20 protein-coding genes are annotated in these 18696 nt (G+C 75.3%); 9 read left to right on the top strand and 11 right to left on the bottom strand.

Going from position 1 to position 18696, the window contains the following annotated elements:
• Positions 1–47: 47 nt before the first annotated feature.
• The 4 genes from rpsR to rpmB form a co-directional block, all read right to left on the bottom strand.
• The gene (gene rpsR / locus ACZ6Y7_RS05660; RefSeq protein ID WP_465756549.1) at positions 48–290 is read right to left on the bottom strand and encodes a 30S ribosomal protein S18; all 243 of its coding nucleotides are present in this window, start codon (positions 288–290) and stop codon (positions 48–50) included.
• 122 nt (positions 291–412) lie between these two features.
• A complete protein-coding gene (locus ACZ6Y7_RS05655; RefSeq protein WP_465756548.1) occupies positions 413–1576 on the bottom strand; it encodes a CobW family GTP-binding protein in 1164 nt (387 codons plus the stop codon).
• Positions 1577–1581: 5 nt separating this feature from the next.
• Positions 1582–1887, bottom strand: coding sequence for a 30S ribosomal protein S14 (rpsN, locus tag ACZ6Y7_RS05650; protein ID WP_465756547.1), 306 nt, complete (start codon positions 1885–1887; stop codon positions 1582–1584).
• A complete protein-coding gene (gene rpmB, locus ACZ6Y7_RS05645) occupies positions 1887–2123 on the bottom strand; it encodes a 50S ribosomal protein L28 (RefSeq protein ID WP_465756546.1) in 237 nt (78 codons plus the stop codon). Before rpmB ends, rpsN begins: the two co-directional genes overlap by 1 nt.
• Before the next feature lie 105 nt (positions 2124–2228).
• Between rpmB and rpmG the strand changes: the two genes are divergently transcribed.
• Positions 2229–2393, top strand: a complete 165-nt coding sequence (gene rpmG, locus ACZ6Y7_RS05640) for a 50S ribosomal protein L33 (protein WP_465756545.1) — start codon at positions 2229–2231, stop codon at positions 2391–2393.
• Between the two features lie 70 nt (positions 2394–2463).
• On the top strand, positions 2464–2715 hold the full coding sequence (locus tag ACZ6Y7_RS05635) for a type B 50S ribosomal protein L31 (protein WP_465756544.1): 252 nt from the start codon (positions 2464–2466) through the stop codon (positions 2713–2715).
• 344 nt (positions 2716–3059) lie between these two features.
• Here the strand turns inward: ACZ6Y7_RS05635 and ACZ6Y7_RS05630 are convergent, their stop codons facing one another.
• A complete protein-coding gene (locus ACZ6Y7_RS05630) occupies positions 3060–4613 on the bottom strand; it encodes a Na+/H+ antiporter (protein WP_465756543.1) in 1554 nt (517 codons plus the stop codon).
• A 650-nt stretch (positions 4614–5263) separates the two neighbouring features.
• On the opposite strand from ACZ6Y7_RS05630, the gene ACZ6Y7_RS05625 reads away from it, so the two are divergent.
• Complete coding sequence (locus ACZ6Y7_RS05625; protein WP_465756542.1) at positions 5264–5680, top strand: DUF3592 domain-containing protein; 417 nt, start codon at positions 5264–5266, stop codon at positions 5678–5680.
• 234 nt (positions 5681–5914) lie between these two features.
• On the opposite strand, the gene ACZ6Y7_RS05620 is transcribed toward ACZ6Y7_RS05625, so the two are convergent.
• The gene (locus ACZ6Y7_RS05620; protein WP_465756541.1) at positions 5915–7051 is read right to left on the bottom strand and encodes a Clp protease N-terminal domain-containing protein; all 1137 of its coding nucleotides are present in this window, start codon (positions 7049–7051) and stop codon (positions 5915–5917) included.
• A 164-nt stretch (positions 7052–7215) separates the two neighbouring features.
• On the opposite strand from ACZ6Y7_RS05620, the gene ACZ6Y7_RS05615 reads away from it, so the two are divergent.
• Positions 7216–8205, top strand: coding sequence for a S1C family serine protease (locus ACZ6Y7_RS05615; RefSeq protein WP_465756540.1), 990 nt, complete (start codon positions 7216–7218; stop codon positions 8203–8205).
• A 578-nt stretch (positions 8206–8783) separates the two neighbouring features.
• Here the strand turns inward: ACZ6Y7_RS05615 and ACZ6Y7_RS05610 are convergent.
• A complete protein-coding gene (locus ACZ6Y7_RS05610; protein WP_465756539.1) occupies positions 8784–9200 on the bottom strand; it encodes a hypothetical protein in 417 nt (138 codons plus the stop codon).
• A 6-nt stretch (positions 9201–9206) separates the two neighbouring features.
• Complete coding sequence (locus ACZ6Y7_RS05605; protein ID WP_465756538.1) at positions 9207–9770, bottom strand: universal stress protein; 564 nt, start codon at positions 9768–9770, stop codon at positions 9207–9209.
• 188 nt (positions 9771–9958) lie between these two features.
• On the opposite strand from ACZ6Y7_RS05605, the gene ACZ6Y7_RS05600 reads away from it, so the two are divergent.
• The 4 genes from ACZ6Y7_RS05600 (at position 9959) to ACZ6Y7_RS05585 (ending at position 13285) form a co-directional block, all read left to right on the top strand.
• Positions 9959–10306 carry a GntR family transcriptional regulator gene (locus ACZ6Y7_RS05600; RefSeq protein WP_465756537.1) on the top strand — a complete coding sequence of 116 codons (348 nt, stop codon included), beginning with the start codon at positions 9959–9961 and terminating at the stop codon, positions 10304–10306.
• 11 nt (positions 10307–10317) lie between these two features.
• Positions 10318–11373, top strand: a complete 1056-nt coding sequence (locus ACZ6Y7_RS05595; protein WP_465756536.1) for a DUF1648 domain-containing protein — start codon at positions 10318–10320, stop codon at positions 11371–11373.
• 198 nt (positions 11374–11571) lie between these two features.
• Positions 11572–12348, top strand: coding sequence for a hypothetical protein (locus ACZ6Y7_RS05590; protein ID WP_465756535.1), 777 nt, complete (start codon positions 11572–11574; stop codon positions 12346–12348).
• 97 nt (positions 12349–12445) lie between these two features.
• Complete coding sequence (locus ACZ6Y7_RS05585; protein ID WP_465756534.1) at positions 12446–13285, top strand: SAM-dependent methyltransferase; 840 nt, start codon at positions 12446–12448, stop codon at positions 13283–13285.
• 213 nt (positions 13286–13498) lie between these two features.
• On the opposite strand, the gene ACZ6Y7_RS05580 is transcribed toward ACZ6Y7_RS05585, so the two are convergent.
• Together ACZ6Y7_RS05580 and ACZ6Y7_RS05575 are read right to left on the bottom strand one after the other, a co-directional pair.
• Positions 13499–14140: a maleylpyruvate isomerase N-terminal domain-containing protein gene (locus tag ACZ6Y7_RS05580; protein WP_465756533.1), complete on the bottom strand. Its 642-nt coding sequence runs from the start codon at positions 14138–14140 to the stop codon at positions 13499–13501.
• The gene (locus ACZ6Y7_RS05575; RefSeq protein WP_465756532.1) at positions 14137–15636 is read right to left on the bottom strand and encodes an MFS transporter; all 1500 of its coding nucleotides are present in this window, start codon (positions 15634–15636) and stop codon (positions 14137–14139) included. Before ACZ6Y7_RS05575 ends, ACZ6Y7_RS05580 begins: the two co-directional genes overlap by 4 nt.
• A 331-nt stretch (positions 15637–15967) precedes the next feature.
• On the opposite strand from ACZ6Y7_RS05575, the gene ACZ6Y7_RS05570 reads away from it, so the two are divergent.
• Positions 15968–18034: an MDR family MFS transporter gene (locus ACZ6Y7_RS05570; protein WP_465756531.1), complete on the top strand. Its 2067-nt coding sequence runs from the start codon at positions 15968–15970 to the stop codon at positions 18032–18034.
• A gap of 15 nt (positions 18035–18049) precedes the next feature.
• On the opposite strand, the gene ACZ6Y7_RS05565 is transcribed toward ACZ6Y7_RS05570, so the two are convergent.
• Positions 18050–18619 carry a Uma2 family endonuclease gene (locus ACZ6Y7_RS05565; RefSeq protein ID WP_465756530.1) on the bottom strand — a complete coding sequence of 190 codons (570 nt, stop codon included), beginning with the start codon at positions 18617–18619 and terminating at the stop codon, positions 18050–18052.
• Positions 18620–18696: the final 77 nt, after the last annotated feature.

The following is an 18696-nucleotide window of genomic DNA, read 5'->3' as shown; positions in this document are numbered from 1 at the left end:
GTCCGGGGGTCGGGGTTCAGCGGGCGGTGGGTTCAGCGGGCGGTGGCTCAGCGAGCCGCGGAGGCGTACGGCAGCAGGGCCATCTCGCGGGCATTCTTGATCGCCCGGGCCATCGCCCGCTGCTGCTGGACGGTCAGCCGGGTCACCCGCCGGCTGCGGATCTTGCCGCGGTCGGAGATGAACTTCCGCAGCAGGTTGGTGTCCTTGTAGTCGATGTACGTGATGCCGGCCTCGAACAGCGGGTTCGGGCGCGGGCGGGCGGAGTTGCCGCCGCCGGGGCGTCGGGCCATCGGAGGGTACGTCCTTCGGTCGGTCGTCGGTCGGTCGTCGGTCGGTCGTCGGTCGGTCGTCGGTCGGTCGTCGGTCGGTCGTCGGTCGGTCGTCGGTCGGTCGTCGGTCGGTCGTCGGTCGGTCAGGACACGGGGTCGAGCAGGTCGCGGAAGGCATCGGGGAGGGACTTCCAGCCCTGCTCCCCCGCCATCAGTTCGGCGTCGGTGAGCAGGCAGGAGTCGAGCAGCTCGACGATGCCGTCGGCGTCCAGCCCCTCGGCCGTGAAGGCCAGTTGCTGGATGCGGTCGCCGTGAGCGGGATCCCAGTCGAGGGCGGCGGCGGCCCGGCGGGCCGGCGGGTAGAGCTCCCAGGCGGCGTCCGGCAGCGAGGCCAGCCACGGCCCGCACTCCTCGACCGCGAGGTTGGCTCCGGCGGCGTCCCAGGCCAGCATCAGCTCCGGCCGGTTGGCCAGCCAGAACCGGCCGCGGCTGCGCTGGGCGGCCGGGACGAGCAGTTCCAGCGCGTCGTGCAGCCGCGCCGGGTGCAGCGGTCGGCGGCGCTCCCACACCAGGGTGGCCACGCCCGCCTCGTCGTGCTCCTGCGGCAGCAGGGCCAGCGCCGGGTTGACCCGGTCGCGGGCGGCCGGGACGTCGAAGCCGCCGAGCGCCGCGCGCAGCAGTTCGCCGGTGCCGAGCAGCACCCGGCGCGCGGTCGGGTGCAGTTGGCGCAGCATCGCGAGGCCGGTCTCGCCGCCGCGGGCGACGGCGATGGTGGTGGCGTACTCGATCTGGTGGGCGAGCGCCTCGGCGCGGGTGCGGGCGTCGTCGGCGGAGGTGTGCTCGCCGTGCTCGCTGAGGTCGTCGGAGACGGAGAGTTCCCCGATCAGGCGGTCGGGGTCGACCGCGGTCACCACGCCGGCGAGTTCGATCAGCTCGTCCGTCGGACGGCCGTCCACCTCGCCGCCGGCGATCACCTCGACCATCGGATGCGGGTCGCTGCCGCCCCACAGCTCGACGACGGCCAGTCCGTGCTCGCCGGCCTCGGCGATGCCGGCGAGCACGGGGAGCAGGTCCTCGCGCAGGGCGCAGCACGGGCAGCCGTTGGTCAGCGGCAGTTCGGCGGTGTCGTACACGCCGTCGGTGTCGCGCAGTTCGCGCTGGACGGTGCCCCGGTCGGCGTCGCGCAGGTCGTGGTGGAGGACCACGCCGTTGACGCAGCCGTCCAGCAACTCCTGGACGGCGCGGCGGCGTTCGGCTCGGTGCAGGCCGGCGACCACGACGACGGGGAGCCTGACGTGTTCGGGCACGGCGCTCACCAGCTCGACTTGCGCACGCCCGGCAGCTGTCCGGCGTGGGCCATGGTGCGCAGGTTGATCCGGGAGAGGCCGAAGGCGCGCTGGTAGCCGCGCGGGCGGCCGTCCACGGCGTCGCGGTTGCGGACCCGGGTGGCGCTGGCGTCCCGGGGCTGGCGGGCGAGTTCGGCCTGGGCGGCGGCCCGTTCCTCGGGGGTGCTGGTGGGCCGCGCGGTGGTCTTCTTCAGCTCGGCGCGGCGCTCGGCGTAGCGGGCGACGAGGGCCCGGCGCTGCTCGTTCTTGGCGATCTTGCTCTGCTTGGCCATCAGACCTTCTCCCCGCGGGCACGGATGCGGGCGACGGCGGCCTCGATCCCGATGGTGTCGACGGTCTTCAGGCCCTTGGCGCTGAGCGTGAGGCGGACGTAGCGGCCCTCACTGGGCAGCCAGTAGCGCTTGCGCTGGATGTTCGGGTCGAAACGGCGCGGGGTGCGGCGGTGCGAGTGCGAGATCGCGTTGCCGAAGCCCGGCCTGCGGCCGGTCAGTTGGCAGTGGGCGGACATCGATGGCTCCGTTCTGTCGGGGTCTGTCGGGGTCGACGCGGAAGACTCTACATGAACATGGATTTCATTTTGCTATAGTCCTGACCGATCCGAAGGAGACCCCTCATGGCACGCAACGAACTGCGCCCGATCGTCAAACTCCGTTCCACCGCGGGCACCGGCTACACCTACGTGACCCGCAAGAACCGCCGGAACGACCCCGACCGCCTCGTCCTGCGCAAGTACGACCCGGTCGCCCGGAAGCACGTCGACTTCCGCGAGGAGCGCTGACCCGCAGCGGCCGAGCCGACCCGAGCCGCCCGGACCCGAGCCGACCCGCCCGGACCCGACAGGAGAACCCATGAAGCCCGGAATCCACCCCCCGTACCGCCCGGTCGTCTTCCGCGACAAGGCCGGCGGCCTCGCCTTCCTCACCCGGTCGACCCTGACCTCCACCGCCACGGTCGAATGGGAGGACGGCCGCACCTACCCCGTGGTCGACGTCGAGATCTCCTCGGCCAGCCACCCCTTCTACACCGGCAAGAGCCGCGTGCTGGACACCGCCGGCCGCGTCGAGCTGTTCCAGCGCCGCTACGGCACCACCGGCCGCTGAGCGCAGGGCATCGGGCCGGCCGTCGGCCGCTGGGCAGGACTCCGGACATGAGCCCCATGGCGGGGAAGGAGTCCGAGGTCCTCCAGCGAACGGGGAGCAGGCCGAGGGCTGCTTCCAGGTCCGGCCCGGTGTCCCGGCCCCCTTCCCCCGGCCGGCACGCCGCGGCGCCGCCGCTGCTGCGGTGGCGCAGATCCCGAGGACCCGAAGCCCGGTGAAGGCGACGCCGACCGGGCGGAGGCGCGCTCGGACTCGACGCACCGCACCGGCACGCGGCCGCCGACGGCAGTGGCCCGGCGGCCGGAGCCGCCCGTCGAGGCCCGCCGCCCCGGGTGGACGGCGGACCGTCAGGGAGTGCCGAGGGCGGCGTCCTCCCGGTCGAGGTCGTGCTGGAGGCGGCGGCGGGTGGTGTCGCTGATCCGGTGCTCGTCGTAGAGGCGCTGCAGTTCGGTGCTCTGGATCGCGATGACCTCGTGGCGCAGCTGGCGGTAGGCGGCGTCGGCGGTGGTGCCGTCGGGCGTCTCGGGGGTGCGGTCGAGCCGGGCGGTGAGGGCGTGGCGGACCCGGTCGAGGGCGGTGTCGGGGACGGCTTCCAGTTCGGCGAGGTTCTCGACGTGCTGGAGGGCGGCGCGGTTGAGGGCGTCGCGGGCGTCGTCCTCCTCGCGGGCGGTGTGTTCGGGTTCGAGGGCAAGGCCGGAGCGGTTGACGACGGCGGCGAGGGTGAGGCCCTGGACGACGAGGGTGAAGACGACGACGGCGGTGGTGAGCACCAGGACGAGGGGGCGTCCGGTGAGTGTGGTGCCGTCGTCGGCGAGCAGCGGGATGGACAGCGCCGCGGCGAGCGGCATGACGCCCCGGGTGCCGGCCCAGGTGACCACTCCGGCGACTCGCCAGGACAGCCGGCCGCGGCCCTGGCTGGGCTTGACGGCACGGGTCAGCGGCAGCGTGGAGAGGACCCGCACCGCGATCAGGACGGCGGCCAGCGCGAGCGCCTGCAGCGGCCACCAGCCGGTTCCCCGGGGGAGGTCCCGCACCAGGGTCGGCAGTTCCAGGCCGACGATGCTGAAGACGACGCTCTCCAGCAGGAACACCACCACGGCGTACACGGCGTGCAGCTGCAGCCGGATGTGGGCGTCGGTGAGCCGGTGGCCGGAGCGCCCGAGCAGCACGCCCGCGACCACGACCGAGGTGACGCCGGAGGTGTGCGCGGACTCCGCGAGGACGTACGCCGCGTACGGGGTGACCAACGCGATCACCGTCTCCAGCACCGGGTCGCTGGTGCGTCGGCGCACCAGCCACACCAGGCCCGCGACGGCGGCGCCGACCAGGCTGCCGCCCCCGCCCAGCAGCAGGAACTCCCCGCCGGCCGCCGGCACGCTGACCGAGGCGCCGACGGCCACCGCGATGCCGACGGCGACCTTGAACAGGACGAGCGAGGTGGCGTCGTTGAACAGGCTCTCGGCCTGCACCAGCACCTGGAGCCGCCCCGGCAGGGCCAGTCGGCGGCCGAGCGCCGTGACGGCCACCGGGTCGGTGCTGGAGAGCACGGCGCCGAGGACGAAGGCCATCGCGGGCGGCAGCCCGGCGACGGCGACGGCGGTGAAGCCGACGGCGGCGGCGGAGGCGAAGACCAGTCCGAAGGAGAGGATCGTCACCGGGCGCCAGACCGTGCGCAGGTCCCGCAGCGACAGCTCCTCGGCCGAGGCGTACAGCAGCGGCGGCAGGACCACCGTGCCGATCACCTGCGGCGGGACGTGCAGCGCGGGGACACCGGGTACCAGCGCCACCGCGATGCCGGCCAGGACCAGCAGCGAGGGCGCGGGCACCCGCAGGCGCCCGGCGAAGGTGGCCACGGTCGTGGCCAGGACCACCAGGACGAGAACGATCGCCACTACGTGCATCGGTGGAGAGGACCCCATCGCAAGAACCGGGGTCACCGCCGCGGATTGCCGCAGTCATCCCCCGCGCCGACCAGGCTTCCCGGCACACCTGTGGTCATCTTATCGGAGCGTTAGCGAGGGCTGTCAGCGCTGAACCACGGGATGCGGGAGCGCGGTCGGAGCGAAGCGGGCGCGCGGCGGCGAGTGGTACGACCGTCTCCGGTCGCGCCGTCCCCGCCGCGACCGTCTTCCCCTGACGGCCGTACCGTCCGACGTTCCCGTCGGCAGCGCCGCGCGCCCCCTCCCCTGTTCTTCACTGGCCGCCGAACCTTCCCCGGAGGAACCCGCCGGGGGTCGGGATTCGGCAAACGGTCCGCCGCCAGGCCCCACGCCCGGGCAGCGAACCGTTTCCTCGCAGCTCACACTAGGTCCGGCCACCCACCCGTCCGGCCACCTTGACGGGTCCTTGACGGCGCTGGTCGCCATCTTGACGGAGCATTGGCGCGTGCGTCCGGCTGCCGGTCCGCTGTGACGGACGGGCGGCGGCGGGGGCGACGACGGGCGGGGTGCGCCCGTCCGCACGGACGAGCGCCCGGCGGCCCGGGCCGCCGGGCGGGCCGCCCCTGGGCGATACTGGGCCGCGGGGGAACTCTCGGGCAGGGAGGCGCGCAGTGGGCGGAACGGCCGGGTTCGCCGTGGTGGTGTTCGGCGCGTTGGGCGGCGTGGTCGCGTACCTCGCCGGGGTGGTGGGGCTGCGCGAGCTGCGGCGCCTGCGGCGGGTCGGCGTCCCGGCCTCGGCCCTGGTGCGGGCCCGCGCCTCGGGCCCGGAGGACCGCGCGCTGCCGCCGCGCCCGCTGCTGCAGTTCGAGACGGCGGACGGCCGGGTGGTCGAGGTCTTCTCCCCCGTCCCCTCCACCCCCCGCCACCCCCTGCCGGACGGCCGCTACGTCCCGGTCCGCTACGACCCGGCCGACCCCCGGCAGGTGCTGGTGGACGGCCGGGAGCGGGTCGGGCTGGAGTACGGGTTCCTCGCGCTCGGGGTGCTCGCGGTGCTCGGCTCGATCGCCCTCGCCGCCACGGCGCTCTGACTCGCCCGCCACGGAGTTCGTCGCCCGCCGCCTCCCGTCGACACCGCGGCACCGGGCCCGATGGACGCCCCGTTCCGCTACGGCCAGGAGACGCCGCCGGTGCGGGTCGTCTTCCACGAGTCCCAGGCGACGGGCGGCCGGGCTGACCGCGATCGAGGACCGAGCGCCAATCGTCACCGCCCCGGCCACCGGGAGCGGGCGGATCACCGGCCGGACGCTCCTCGCCGACGGCCGCTACACCACCCGCTGAGCCTCCGGCCGCCGACCGCGCCCGTCCTGCCACTCGGCCGAGCGGTCCCGCTCGTCGTCGCCGCGCGAGCCGTCCGCCCGCAGGGCCTCGACGAGGCGCCGGGCCCTGGTGTCCTCGGCGAGCAGCGCCCGGACCAGCGGACCGGGCGCCGCACCCGCCAGGTAGGCCTCGACGGAGCGCGGGTCCGCCGGGAGCGGGACGGCTCCGGCAAAGAGCGCGGCGTGGGCCCGCGCGTACCCGAGGCCGAGCGAGGCGAGCAGCTCCCCGCCGGTGTCGTCGACGTCCGGTCGCGGGTGGTGGCGCAGCACCTCGTGGACGGCGAGGACGGCGAGCAGCACGTGCTCGGTGCCGGGCGTCCGCCGGCCGAGGCGCCGGGCCTGCTCGTCCGCCTCCGAGCGGATCCAGTCCGCGGCGGCGGACGCGGCGGTGGCCGCCGGACCGGCCGCGCGGCGCCCGACCATCCGCCGCCAGCGCGGGAGGCGGTGCGCCGGGCGGTCGAACAGGGCGTCCCGGGTGGGCAGCAGCAGCGGGTCCAACGCGGACGGCGGCGCTGCGGACGGAGTGGGGGACGGAGCTGAGGGCGGCGCTACGGGCGGAGCCGTCGGCCGGCCGTCCAGCCGCTCCCGCACCGTCTGCGGTGCCACGCCCGCCGCGCGCAGCAGTTCGGCGGCGCGGGTGCGGTCGTCGGCCAGCAGGGCGCGCAGGACGTGCTCGGCGGTGAGCCGGTGCCCGCCGCTGCGCCGGACGGCCGCCACCGCGGCGGCGAGCGCGCGGGCCGCGGCGCCGGTCAGCACCAGGTCCGGTGCGCCGGCCGAGCCGAGCACCTCGCGGGCGGGCACACCGGAACCGGCGCCGTCGTCCGTGCCCCAGCCGGCACCCCCGGCCGTACCGCGCTCGTGCTCCCGCTCCCGTTGCCCCCGCTCCCGTTGCTCCCGTTCCCGTTGCTCCCGTTCGCGTTCGCGCAGGAGGGCGCGCAGCTCGCGCTCGGTGGCTCCGGCGGCGGCGAGGGCCGCTCCGGCCGGGCCGCCGGCCCCCGCCATCGCGGCCAGCAGGTGCTCCGTCCCGAGGCGGCCGCCCGGAGTGTCGGGCGTGCGCCAGTCCGTTTCCAGCGTGGTCTCCATCAGGCCCTCCCCGCACGGTGGCTTTTGCTCGCACCATACGCCTGCTTTGCCGACCCTTTATAGTTTTCCGCTCGTCAAGGGGGCGCCAGGAGCCGGCGGTGGAAGCTTCGGCACCGCCCCGTTGTTTGGCCGGGAGGAGCCTCGTCGACGGAAGGGGTGAGCACGTGTCCGACACACTCCCCGGGCCCGAACCCGCCTCCGACGACGGCACCGCCGAGGCGCTGGACGCCTACTCGCGGATCGTCACCACCGCGGCCGCCGCCGTGACCCCGCGGGTCGCCGCGCTCCAGGTCCCGCGGCGCGGCCGGGGCGGCTGGTTCAGCACCGCGCTCGGCTCGGCGGTGGTCTTCACCGAGGACGGCTTCCTACTGACCAACGCCCATGTCGTCGGCAACGCCGACGCCGGCACGCTGGCCTTCGCCGACGGCACCGTCTCCCCCTTCCACACCATCGGCGCCGACCCGCTCTCCGACCTGGCCGTCCTGCGCGCCGACGGCCCCACCCCCGCCCCGGTGCGGCTCGGCGACGCCACCGCCCTGCGGGTCGGGCAGCTGGTGGTCGCCGTGGGCAACCCGCTCGGGCTGGCCGGTACGGTCACGGCGGGCGTGGTCAGCGCCCTCGGCCGCTCGCTGCCGGCCCGTTCGGGCAGCGCCGTGCGGGTCATCGACAACGTGATCCAGACCGACGCCGCCCTCAACCCGGGCAACTCCGGCGGCGCGCTGACCACCGCCGGCGGCGAGGTCGTCGGCATCACCACGGCGGTGGCCGGCAACGGGCTCGGCCTGGCCGTCCCGATCGACGCCACCAGCCGGCAGATCATCGCCGCCCTGCTCACCGACGGCCGGATCCGCCGGGCTTACCTGGGCCTGGCCGGGGTGCCCGCCCCGCTGCCGCCCGCCCTGCGCGACCGCACCGGACAGCGGACCGGCCTGCGGATCGTCGAGGTGGTCCCCGGCGCCCCCGCCGACCGCGCGGGCCTCCACCCGGGGGACCTCCTGCTCACCGCCGCCGGCGAGCCGATCGGCAGCGCCCAGGCTTTGCAGCGCCTGATGCTCGCCGACGCGATCGGCCGCCCCGTCGCCCTCACCGTCCTGCGCGGCGAGGCCCTGGTCGACGTCATCGCCGTCCCGGCGGAACTCCGCGGGGACGACTAGGCCGCGGAATCCGCGTCCGGGTCCGGGTCCGGACCGGACCGGACCGGTATCCGGGCGGCGGCGGCCACGCCGACCGAGGTGGCGTGCGCCCGGGCCGGTCGCTGCGCCCGGCCTGCCGACTCCGCGGGGCGCGCTCCGGCAGGTCACCAAGGGGCTGACCACCGAGGCCGGGGTGACGGTCCGTTCGTCCGGGAGCACCGGCGCATGCAACACCCCCTGCTGAAGTCGCCCGGGATGCACCGGGGTTCGTCCTCGTCGGCGACGACGGCGGCCTCTGCGGCTTCCCGCTGCCCGCCGACGTCCCGGCCTCCGCCGCGCTCTCCTCGGACCTGGGCGATCCGAGCCCCGAGGGCTTCGCGGGCGAGTCCGCGGACTTCGCGCCCTGGATCGCCGCGCTCGGCCGGTGAGGCGCGCGGAGCGGGTCGCGTCCGAACCTGCGACGGCGCTCCGCGCGCCCCGTCCCCTGCCTCCACCGGTTCGCCGTGGGCTCCGGAGTACCGGCCGGAGCCCGCGGTCCTTCGGTGTGGTCCGCCACCGGCCGCGCGGGGCGGCCGATCGCGAACGTGCCGGGGCCCGCCTCAGGCCGGGCGGTCGAGGCGCAGCCGTGCCACCCGTACGGTGCGGCGCGGCACGGCCGCGGGCAGGGCGAGGAGCAGGGCAGCGGCGGCGAACGCCGCGTAGTGCCGCCCCTCCGGCCAGGGTCCGGACCAGCCGAGTTCGGCGTGCCGGTGCTCGGCGAAGGCGTTGCAGCAGAGCCAGGCGGCCAGGCCGATCACCGGCGCGGCACGCGGCCGGGAGACGGCGCCGGCCAGGCCGCACAGCGCCACGTACGCGGCGAACGCGAGCCACCCGGAGTGCAGTTCGCCCAGCCCCCCGAGGCCGAGCGCCAGTGCGCCGCCCGCGAGCAGGGTGACGGTGCCGGAGGCGCCGGTCGACAGCCGCTCCCGGACGGGGCGGAAGCGGGTGGCACCCGGGCGGGCCGCGTACATCCGCACCGTGGACTACCCCTTCGCCAGGAGGAGTTCGGGGGCCGAGGCGGCCGTCAGGCGCCAGCGGGCGCGGCGGTGGATCGCCTCCAACCGGTGCAGCTCGGTGAGCAGGGCGGGCACCGGTACGGTCAGCACCGGGCAGCCCGCCGTCCGCGCGCAGTACGCGGGCACCGAGCGCCGCAGCCGGCGCCGCAGCGGGCCGCCGCTCTGGCCGAGGACCAGCAGGTCCCCGGGGCGGTCGGCGACGTGCACCAGGGCCGGGCCGGTCTCGCCGCGGATCACCACCGGCTGCAGCGGCACGCCGGGGTCGGCGCCGCCGAAGGCCGTGTCGAGGGCGGCGTGCAGGCGCTGTTCGGCGGCGTCCCGGACGGCCGCGAGCAGCGGCGGGCAGGGCGAGCGGCGGTAGCCGAGCTCGCCGCCGGGCGGCTCCCAGGCCAGCACCGGCAGCAGCTCCGCGCCGCGTTCCTTCGCCTCGGCCGCGGCTCGGTGCAGCGCCGCCAGGCTCCCCAGCGACCCGCTGACCCCGACCACCACCCTCGGTGTCCCGCCGTCCTCGTGCCGCTCGCTGCCGTGCATGGTCCGTCCGTCCTCGTGTCGTGGTTGCGCTCCTGCCTCCACCCAACCGCCACCGGCGCGCTCAGCGGCCCTTCTTGATGCCTCCCTGACGCTCCGGGCGGCGATCCCGACGCACTCCATACGACCGGTAGGAGCGGACGCGCACCCGGGCGACCGATGAGAGGGATGGTGCTATCGTCAGTAGCACCATGTTGCTGAAGCTGGACGTCGGGGACACCCGACCACTGCACGAACAGGTCGCCGGGGCGATCCGACGGGCCGTCGCCGAGGGCGAGTGCGCCCCCGGGGACAAGCTGCCGCCGGCCCGGGAGCTGTCCCGGGCGCTGGGGGTGAACACCAACACCGTGCTGCGCGGGCTGCGCACGCTGCGCGAGGAGGGGGTGCTGGAGTTCCGCCGGGGCCGTGGCATCACGATCGCGGCCGGCGCCGACAGCCGCTCCGAACTGGTCGGTCGTGTCCGGCAGTTGGTGGAGGACGCGGCCCGGGCCGGCTACAGCAGGAACGATCTCGTGGACATCATCAGGGGGTTGTCGTGACGGACCACGGCATGACGGACGACAGCGCGACGGACGACGGCCCGACGGACGACGGCGCGACGGAACGAGGCGAACGGGCCGGGCGAGGCGGACGGCGCGTCAGGCGCCCGGGCGCGCTGTGGGGTGCGGCGGCCTGGTCGCTGGGGGTGCTGGCACTGCTGATCGCGCTGCCGCTGGCGGCGCGGCACCGGCTGCCGGACCCACTGGCCACGCACTGGGGCGGGCGGGAGCCGGACGGGTCGATGTCGCTGACCTGGGCCGTCCTGTTCCCGGCGCTGGTCTGGCTGGCCCTGGTGTCGGCCGCCGCGCTGGTGCAGCACTACGGCGCGGGACGGTCGCCCGGCGTCGGCGCGGCGGCGCTGGCGTCCGGCGGGGTGCTGCTGACGGGGGCGCAGACCGCCATCGTGCACGCCAACCTGGACCGCGCCCGCTGGCAGGACGCCGCGCCGATGGGCATCGAGGTGGTCCTGGTCCTGCTGGCCACGGCCGCCGCCGGGGCCCTGGTCTGGCTGGCGGGCCGCCGGTTCGGCGGCCGGGCCGAGGAGCGTCCGACGCCCGGCGCGCCGACGCTGGAGGTGCCCGAGGGGGAACGGTTCGTCTGGCTCTCGCGGGCCGCGAACCCGTGGCTGCAGCTGCTCTCCGTCGTCTTCGGGCTGGTCGCGGTGGCGGGAGCGCTGGCGGCCGCGAGCGGGCTGGCCCGCGCGCAGTGGCCGCTCGCGCTGTCGTTCGCGGTCCCGGCCCTGGCCACCCTCGCCTGCTCCTCGGTGCAGGCCCGGGTCACCGCGCGCGGACTGACCGTCGGCTTCGGCCCGTTCGGCCGGCCGGCCCGGCACTGGTCCCCCGCCGATCTGGTCTCGGCCCGCGCCGAGGACCGCACCCCCGCCCAGGCCGGCGGCTGGGGCTACCGGATCAACGGGCTCGGCACCACGGTGATGCTGCGCCGGGGCGCCTGCCTGGTGGTGCGCACCCGCCGGGGCCGCGACTTCGCGGTCAGCGTCGACGACGCCGAGCGCGGCGCCGCCCTCCTCAACGCGCTGATCGCGCACACCGAGCAGCCCACCGCCTGACCCCGAAGCCCCTGCCCGGCCGAGGCGGCCCCGGGCGGTAAACCACTCAATCCAGTGGTGCTTCGAACGTGGTTGCGGGTACACCGGTTGATGGCCGCTCAGGTGCGGCGACACCCGTCGACGCCGCCCCCGTTCTGTCCTCGCGGCCCGAGAAGTCCGCGGGCGTGCACGCGCCCGCATCCCAGCAAGGAGGCGTCCGTGGCTCACGACTCACGCGCGCAGAACTCCCCGGACGCCCGGCGCGGCGTCCAGGACGGACGGACGGTCATGTTCCTGCGCTTCGGCGTGGGGCTGATCGGCATCCTGTTGCCCCCGGCCCTGCCGTTCGGCAACTGGCTGGCCGCCGTGGTGACGGGGCGCAGCACGGACGGCTACTGGCCGGGCTCGATGAGCGCCGCGTACTACACCGACACCCGGAACGTCTTCGTGGGCTCCCTGTGCGCGCTCGGGGTGTTCCTGATCTGCTACCGCTTCGACCGCCGGGACGACCGGTGGAGCACCCTGGCCGGGCTCTTCGCGGTGGGGGTGGCGCTGTGCCCGACGTCGGAGCACGGGGCGACGGGCCTGCAGCGCACCGTCGGCTGGTTGCACCTGGCCTTCGCCGCCCTGCTGTTCGTCATGCTGGCGCTGTTCTGTCTCTACTCCTTCCGCAATCCCCGCTCCACACAGCCGGCCCGGGTGAGCACGGCCTACCTGGTGGCGGGGGTGCTGATCCTGGTGGCCCTGCTGCTCTCCGTCCTGGCCGGGGCCACGGGCGTCGGGGACGACTGGTCGGTGCGTCCGCTGTACCTGTGCGAGTGGCTGGCGACGTGGTCCTTCGGTGCGGCCTGGATCGGCGCCGCGCTCGAACTCGCCGCTCACCGGCGGCACGGGGTCCGCCTCGCCGCCGACCAGGACCTCGTGCCCCGGCAGCCGGACGCCTCGGATGTGGACGCCGCGGAGGTGGGGGCCGGGGAACGGGAGGCTCAGGCCTGAGAGTTCGTCATCTCGTCGTACCGGCGACCGCTACGATGCGCACCACGGGCCGCCGCCGAGGCGGTTCGGTGACGGATCCCCCGTGGGAGGGCGAGCAATGGCGAACGAGGTCCGGGCGGAGCGCGGCCCGCAGGAGGACTTCCCGTCGGTGGACCTGCGGATGGACGTCCCGCACTCCGCCCGGGTCTACGACTACCTGATCGGCGGCAAGACCAACTTCGCGGCGGACCGGGTCGCCGCGCACGCCTCGGTGAAGGCCTGGCCGGCCCTGCCGATCTCGATGCGCACCACCCGCGCGTTCATGCAGCGCTCGGTGCGCCACCTCACCGAGCGGTACGGCGTACGGCAGTTCCTGGACATCGGCACCGGCATCCCCACCTCGCCGAACGTGCACGAGATCGCCCAGGCGATCGCGCCCGACGCCCGGGTCGCGTACGTGGACAACGACCCGATCGTGCTGACCCACGCGCGGGCGCTGATGTCCAGCACGCCCGAGGGCCGTACCTGTTACGTGGACGCCGACTTCCGCGACCCGGAGTCGATCATCGGCGACCCCCGGCTGCGCGAGGTGCTCGACCTCTCGCAGCCGGTGGCGCTGTCGCTGATCGCCATCGTCCACTTCGTCCTGGACGAGGACGACCCGCAGGGCATCGTGCGCCGCTTCATGGACGCCCTGGTGCCCGGCAGCTTCCTCGCCCTGACGGTGTTCACCGGCGACACCGACCCGGTGGGCGTGGGCGGCGTCGGCCGGGAGTACAACGCGCGCGGCATCCCGCTGCAGATCCGCGACAAGGCCGAGACGGAGGCCTTCTTCGACGGCTACGAGCTGCTCGACCCGGGCGTCACGCTGGTCCACCACTGGCACCCGGACGCCGACGCCGCGCCCGTCCGCGATCAGGACATCGCGATGTACGCGGGCGTCGCGGTCAAGCGCTGAGCGACCATCGCGGGCTCCTGGCTCACCTTCGCCGCCCGGGCGGTCGTCCCGGTGGTGGTCGCGGCCGTGGTGATCCACCGCCGCCACCTCGGACGGGGTCACTGACGGGCCGGCGGCGCGACCACTGACGGGCCCTTACGGGACCGCTGACGACGGGACCGCTGACGGGACCGCTGACGCGACGGCCACCGGAGGCCGGCCGGGTCGCCGCGGTCAGAACGCCGCGATGCTCCCCGGCGCCCGCTCCGCCCGGCTGAGCGCCCGCAGCACGCCCGCCTGGCCGTGCCGCCGGACGGCCAGCCGGGCGAGCAGACCGATCACCGAGTCGGCGGTCTCCGGCGGGAGTTCGGGGGTCGGGAGGCCGACGCTGACCGCCAGGTCGTCGCCGTGGACGGCCAGCTCCATGGTCCGGGTCGCCAACAGGTCGTCCAGGCGGAGCGACCACGGCCCCCAGAACGGCAGCCGGGCCGGCCGGGTGCCGTCCGCCGTCGCCAGCGCGGTGGCGAGGCCGGCGAGCGCGTCCGCGACCCGGCGGTGCAGCGCGGCCGGTCCGTCCGCGGCGAACGCCTCGCTGCCCTGCCGGATCCGCACGTTGATGTCCGCGTCGGGCGCCGCGCCGACCCACGCCACCCGGGCGTAGTGGTCCAGCAGGCCGACCGTCTCCTCGCCGGGCGCAGCCGCCGCCAAGGCCTCCTCCACGCACAGCACTTGATAGGCGAGGTGCCCGGCCAGCCCGCCGACGCTCCACTGCGCCAGCGCACTCGGGGCCCGCCAGGCCCGCGCCACCTCGGGGCGGCGCAGCAGCTGTCCGGCCGCGTCGGCCGCGGCCAGGAAGTCCGCTCGGGCATCCGTCACGACCCGCCTCCTACCTCGTCGGGCCGGTTCGGAAACCGCCCCGCCGCCGTGTCCGCCACCGCCACCAGCAGCGCCACCAGCACGAGGCCCGCCGCGACCGCCACACCCAGCTGGAAGGCCCGCGCCCAGTCCGGGTGGCTGCCGCGGGCGTGGGCGAAGAAGACCGAGCCGACGACGGCGATGCCCACCGCCGAGCCCACCCGCTGCGCGGTCTGCAGCACCCCGCCCGCGCTGCCCGCCCGAGCGACCGGCACCTGCTGCAGGGTCAGCGTCTGGTTCGGGGCGATCACCAGCCCGCTTCCCACCCCGGCGACCAGCAGCGGCAGCGCCGTCGTCCAGCCCACCCGCGGCCCGGACCACAGCTGCACCGCGAGGGCCGCGGCCACCAGCCCGCCCAGCACCAGCAGCAGCCCGACCACCACCAGCCGTCGGCCGAGCCGGCTCACCAGCCGCCCGCCCACCGCCGCCGCCACGCCCGAACCGACCGCGAACGGGGTGATCGCCAGGCCCGCCGTCAACGCCGAGTAGTGCAGCCCCGCCTGCAGGTACAGCGTGAAGATGAAGAAGATCGCGGTGAACCCGGCGAAGTACACCAGCGACAGCAGCACTCCGGCCGCGTACGGGCGGACCGCGAACAGGGCCATGCTCACCAGCGGTTCGTGCCGCCGCCCGTAGTGCACCTCCCAGCCGACGAACGCGGCGAGCAGCACCGCCGCGACCGGCAGCAGCAGCCAGCGGGCCGCACTGTGCCACTGCTGGGCCTGGACGAAGGGCAGCAGCAGCGCGACCGTGCCGGAGCCGAGCAGCAGCACGCCGACCGGGTCGAAGTCGCGGTGCCCGGCCCGCTCGGCGGCGGGCGGAGGCGGCGGGAGCAGCCGACGGGCGACCGGTAGGGCGACGAGGCCGATCGGCAGGTTGACCAGGAACACCCACCTCCAGCCGTCCTGCGGGCCGAACAGGTGGATCAGCAGCCCGCCGAGCAGCGGTCCCACGGCGGTGGACAGCCCGATGGTGGCACCGAGGGCGCCGAAGGCCCGGCCGCGTTCGGCGCCCTGGAAGAGGGTCTGGATGAAGCCGGACACCTGCGGCACCAGCACCCCGCCGGCCGCGCCCTGGAACAGCCGGGCCAGCACCAGCCACTCCTGGTTCTGCGCCGCGCCGGCCAGCGCGCTGGCCGCCGTGAACAGGGCCAGCCCGGTGAGGAACACGGCCCGGCGGCTGCGCGCGTCGCCGAGCCGCCCGGCCGGGACCAGCACCAGGCCGAAGGCCAGCGCGTAGCCGCTGAGCACCCACTGCAGGCCGCTCTCGGACATGTGCAGTCCGGCCCGGACGGTCGGCAGGGCGACGTTGACGATGCTGACGTCCAGCAGGGTCATGAACCCGGCGACCAGGCAGACCGCGAGCGCCCGCCAGCGCCGCGTGGCGGCCCGCCGCCCGGCGCAGGTGGCGCCGGGCGGGTCGGGGTGCGCGGTACGGCACGGGGGTCGGGCGGTCATCGGAGCCCCTTCCCGGTGTCCGGGGCGGCGTGGTGCGGAGGACGTGCTGCTGGGACGTGCTGCGGCGGGACGTGCGGCGGGACGTGCTGCGGGAAGGCCCGGGTCGGCGGTCGCCGGTCGGGAGCCCGCACGGCGCCCGCCCGGTCGGGGGCGGGGCGGCCCGCGGCCCGGTCGCTCGTCCGTCGACCGGTACTGACTCGGCCCGTCGGCGCCGTTCGGCCCATCCTCGCCCCGCGCACCGGGCGCCGCCACCCGGACGGGACCGAACCGCCGCTCACCCGGACGGCCGAACCGGATCGCGGTCGGGGCCCCGACCCCAGAGGCTGACGGCATGACCGTCGCCACCGAGAACCCGCCGTCCGCCCCGCCGGTGCTGGACGTCCGGCAGCGGAACGTCGTCTTCGGCACGATCGTGCTCGGCATGCTGCTGGCCGCCCTCGACCAGACCATCGTCGGCACCGCGCTGCCCACCATCGTCGCGGACCTCGGCGGGGCCGCGCACATGTCCTGGGTGGTCACCTCCTACCTGCTGGCCGAGACCGTGGCCACCGTGCTGGCCGGCAAGTTCGGCGACCTGTACGGGCGCAAGCTGCTGTTCCAGGTCTCGGCGATCGTCTTCGTCGGCGGCTCCTTCCTGTGCGGGCTCTCGACCGACATGACGCTGCTGATCGCCTGGCGGGCGGTGCAGGGCATCGGCGCGGGCGGTCTGATGGTCACCGCCATGGCGCTCATCGCGGACGTCATCCCGCTGCGCGAACGCGGCAAGTACCAGGGCGCGATCGGCGCGGTGTTCGGCGTGGCCACGGTGATCGGGCCACTGCTGGGCGGGCTGTTCACCGACCACCTGTCCTGGCGCTGGGCGTTCTACGTCAACGTGCCGATCGCGGTCGTCGTGGTGATCGCCGCCGCCCGGACCATCCCCTCGGTGCGCTCGGCGACCCGGCCGGTGATCGACTACCTGGGCATCGGCCTGGTCACGGCCGGCGCCTGCGCCCTGATCCTGGCGACCAGCTGGGGCGGCAACCAGTACGCCTGGAGCTCCGGGGTGATCATCGGCCTGTTCGCCGGCGGCGTGGTCGCGCTCGCGCTGTTCTGCTGGGCGGAGACCCGCGCGGTCGAACCCATGCTGCCGATGCGGCTGTTCCGCAACCCGGTGTTCACGGCCTGCTCCGTGCTCAGCTTCATCGTCGGCTTCGCGATGCTCGGTGCGCTGACCTTCCTGCCCACCTTCCTGCAGTACGTGGACGGCGACTCGGCGACGGTCTCCGGCGTCCGGATGCTGCCGATGGTGATCGGTCTGCTGATCGCCTCGATCGCCAGCGGCAACGTGGTCAGCAAGACCGGGAGGTACCGGCTGTTCCCGGTCGCCGGCACCGCCGTGATGGCCCTCGGCCTCTACCTGCTCTCCCGGCTCGAACCCGACACCGGCACCGCACTCGCCTCGCTGTACATGTTCGTGCTCGGCGTCGGCATCGGGCTGAGCATGCAGGTGCTCACCATCGCCGTCCAGAACACCGTCGACTACGCGGACCTCGGCACCGCCACCTCCGGGGTGACCTTCTTCCGCACCATCGGCAGTTCCTTCGGCACCGCCGTGTTCGGCACCATCTACGCCAACAGCCTCACCTCCGAACTCCGGGCGGGCGTCGCCTCCGCCGCCCGGCTCACCGGCGCCGACCCGGCCGCGCTCGCGCACGCCGCCGGGAGCCCCCAGGGCCTGCACAGCCTGCCCGCCGACCAGGCCGCGCCGATCGTCCAGGCCTACGCCGACGCCCTGCACACCGTGTTCCTGTGGACCATCCCGGTGGCCGCGGTCGGCTTCGTGGTCGCGCTCTTCCTCAAGGAGGTGCCGCTGCGCGACACCGCCCGGGCCGGCTCCACCGACATGGGCGAGGGCTTCGCGCAGCCGACCACCGCCGACTCCGACCCGCACCTGGAGTACGCCGTCTGCACGATCGTGCGCGGGGTGGACCTCTCCACCGTCCGCGCGATCGTCGCCGACGCCGACACCCGGGTCGACCTGGCCGGGGCCTGGGCCCTGATGGAGGTCGCCCAGCACGCCAAGGCCCTCGGCCACGCCGACCTCGACCTGATCGCCGCCCGCAAGCGGGTGCCGCCCGAGGTCCTGGAACCGGTCTTCGACCGGATGGCCGCCGAGGGCTACCTCGTCCGCGACGGCGACCGCCTCGTCCACACCGAAGCCGGCACCCGCGAGGTCCGGGCCCTCGCCCACGCCTGGTCCGACTGGCTCAACGCCCGCCTCGACGCCGACGCCGGCCGCCCCCGCAGCCCGCAGCTGCGCACCGCCGCCGACGCGATCGCCTGGCGCCTGCTCACCGAGGACCTCGCCAACGGCCTCCCGGCCAGAGCCCGTTCGACGGACGCCGCCCGGGTGTAGGGAGTCCGCCCGCCGCTACAGGCGGGTGGTGTCGAGATCGAGGTCGAAGGGCGCGGGCAGGTGGACGGGCGTGCCAAAGGGGTACGGACCGCTCTCCCGGGCGTACCCGAGCCGCGTCGGTTCGCTGTACAGCGTGCAGCTACGGTCCTGCCGGTCGACGAGCAGGTACAGCGGCGCACCGTACTGCCCGTACCGGCGGCGCTTCACGACGCGGTCGGTCTCGGCGTTCGACGGAGAGCTGACCTCGACGATCAGCAAGGTCTGCTCCGGCAGCAGGGCACCCTCGGTCTTCTCCGCGAGTTCGGCGGGCACCACCGCGAGGTCGGGGATGTACCAGTTCTCACTCCCCGGCAGGTCGAGGTCGCCGGAACCGGACACCAGGCCGAGCTGCTCCAGCCGGGGCGTGATCTGGCGGCGGACGGTCTCGGCGGCGGATTCGTGCGCCCAGGAGGGCGACGCGGGAGTGATGACTCCCTCGACGATCTCGCCGCGGCCGCCCGCGAGATGCCGGATCGCGTACTTCAGGGCCTGCTCGGGGTCGCTGACGGTGCGGTAGTCGCCAGGTCCGTGGGGTGCCGTATGCACGACGCCTCTCCTTCCCATGGGGGAATCCTCCACCGGGCCGTGCGGTCGCGCGGCCACCCGACCGACGTGGAGCGGTT

It is taken from the genome of Kitasatospora sp. NPDC053308 (assembly GCF_055585785.1).
This window is presented reverse-complemented; position numbering and strand designations above follow the sequence as displayed.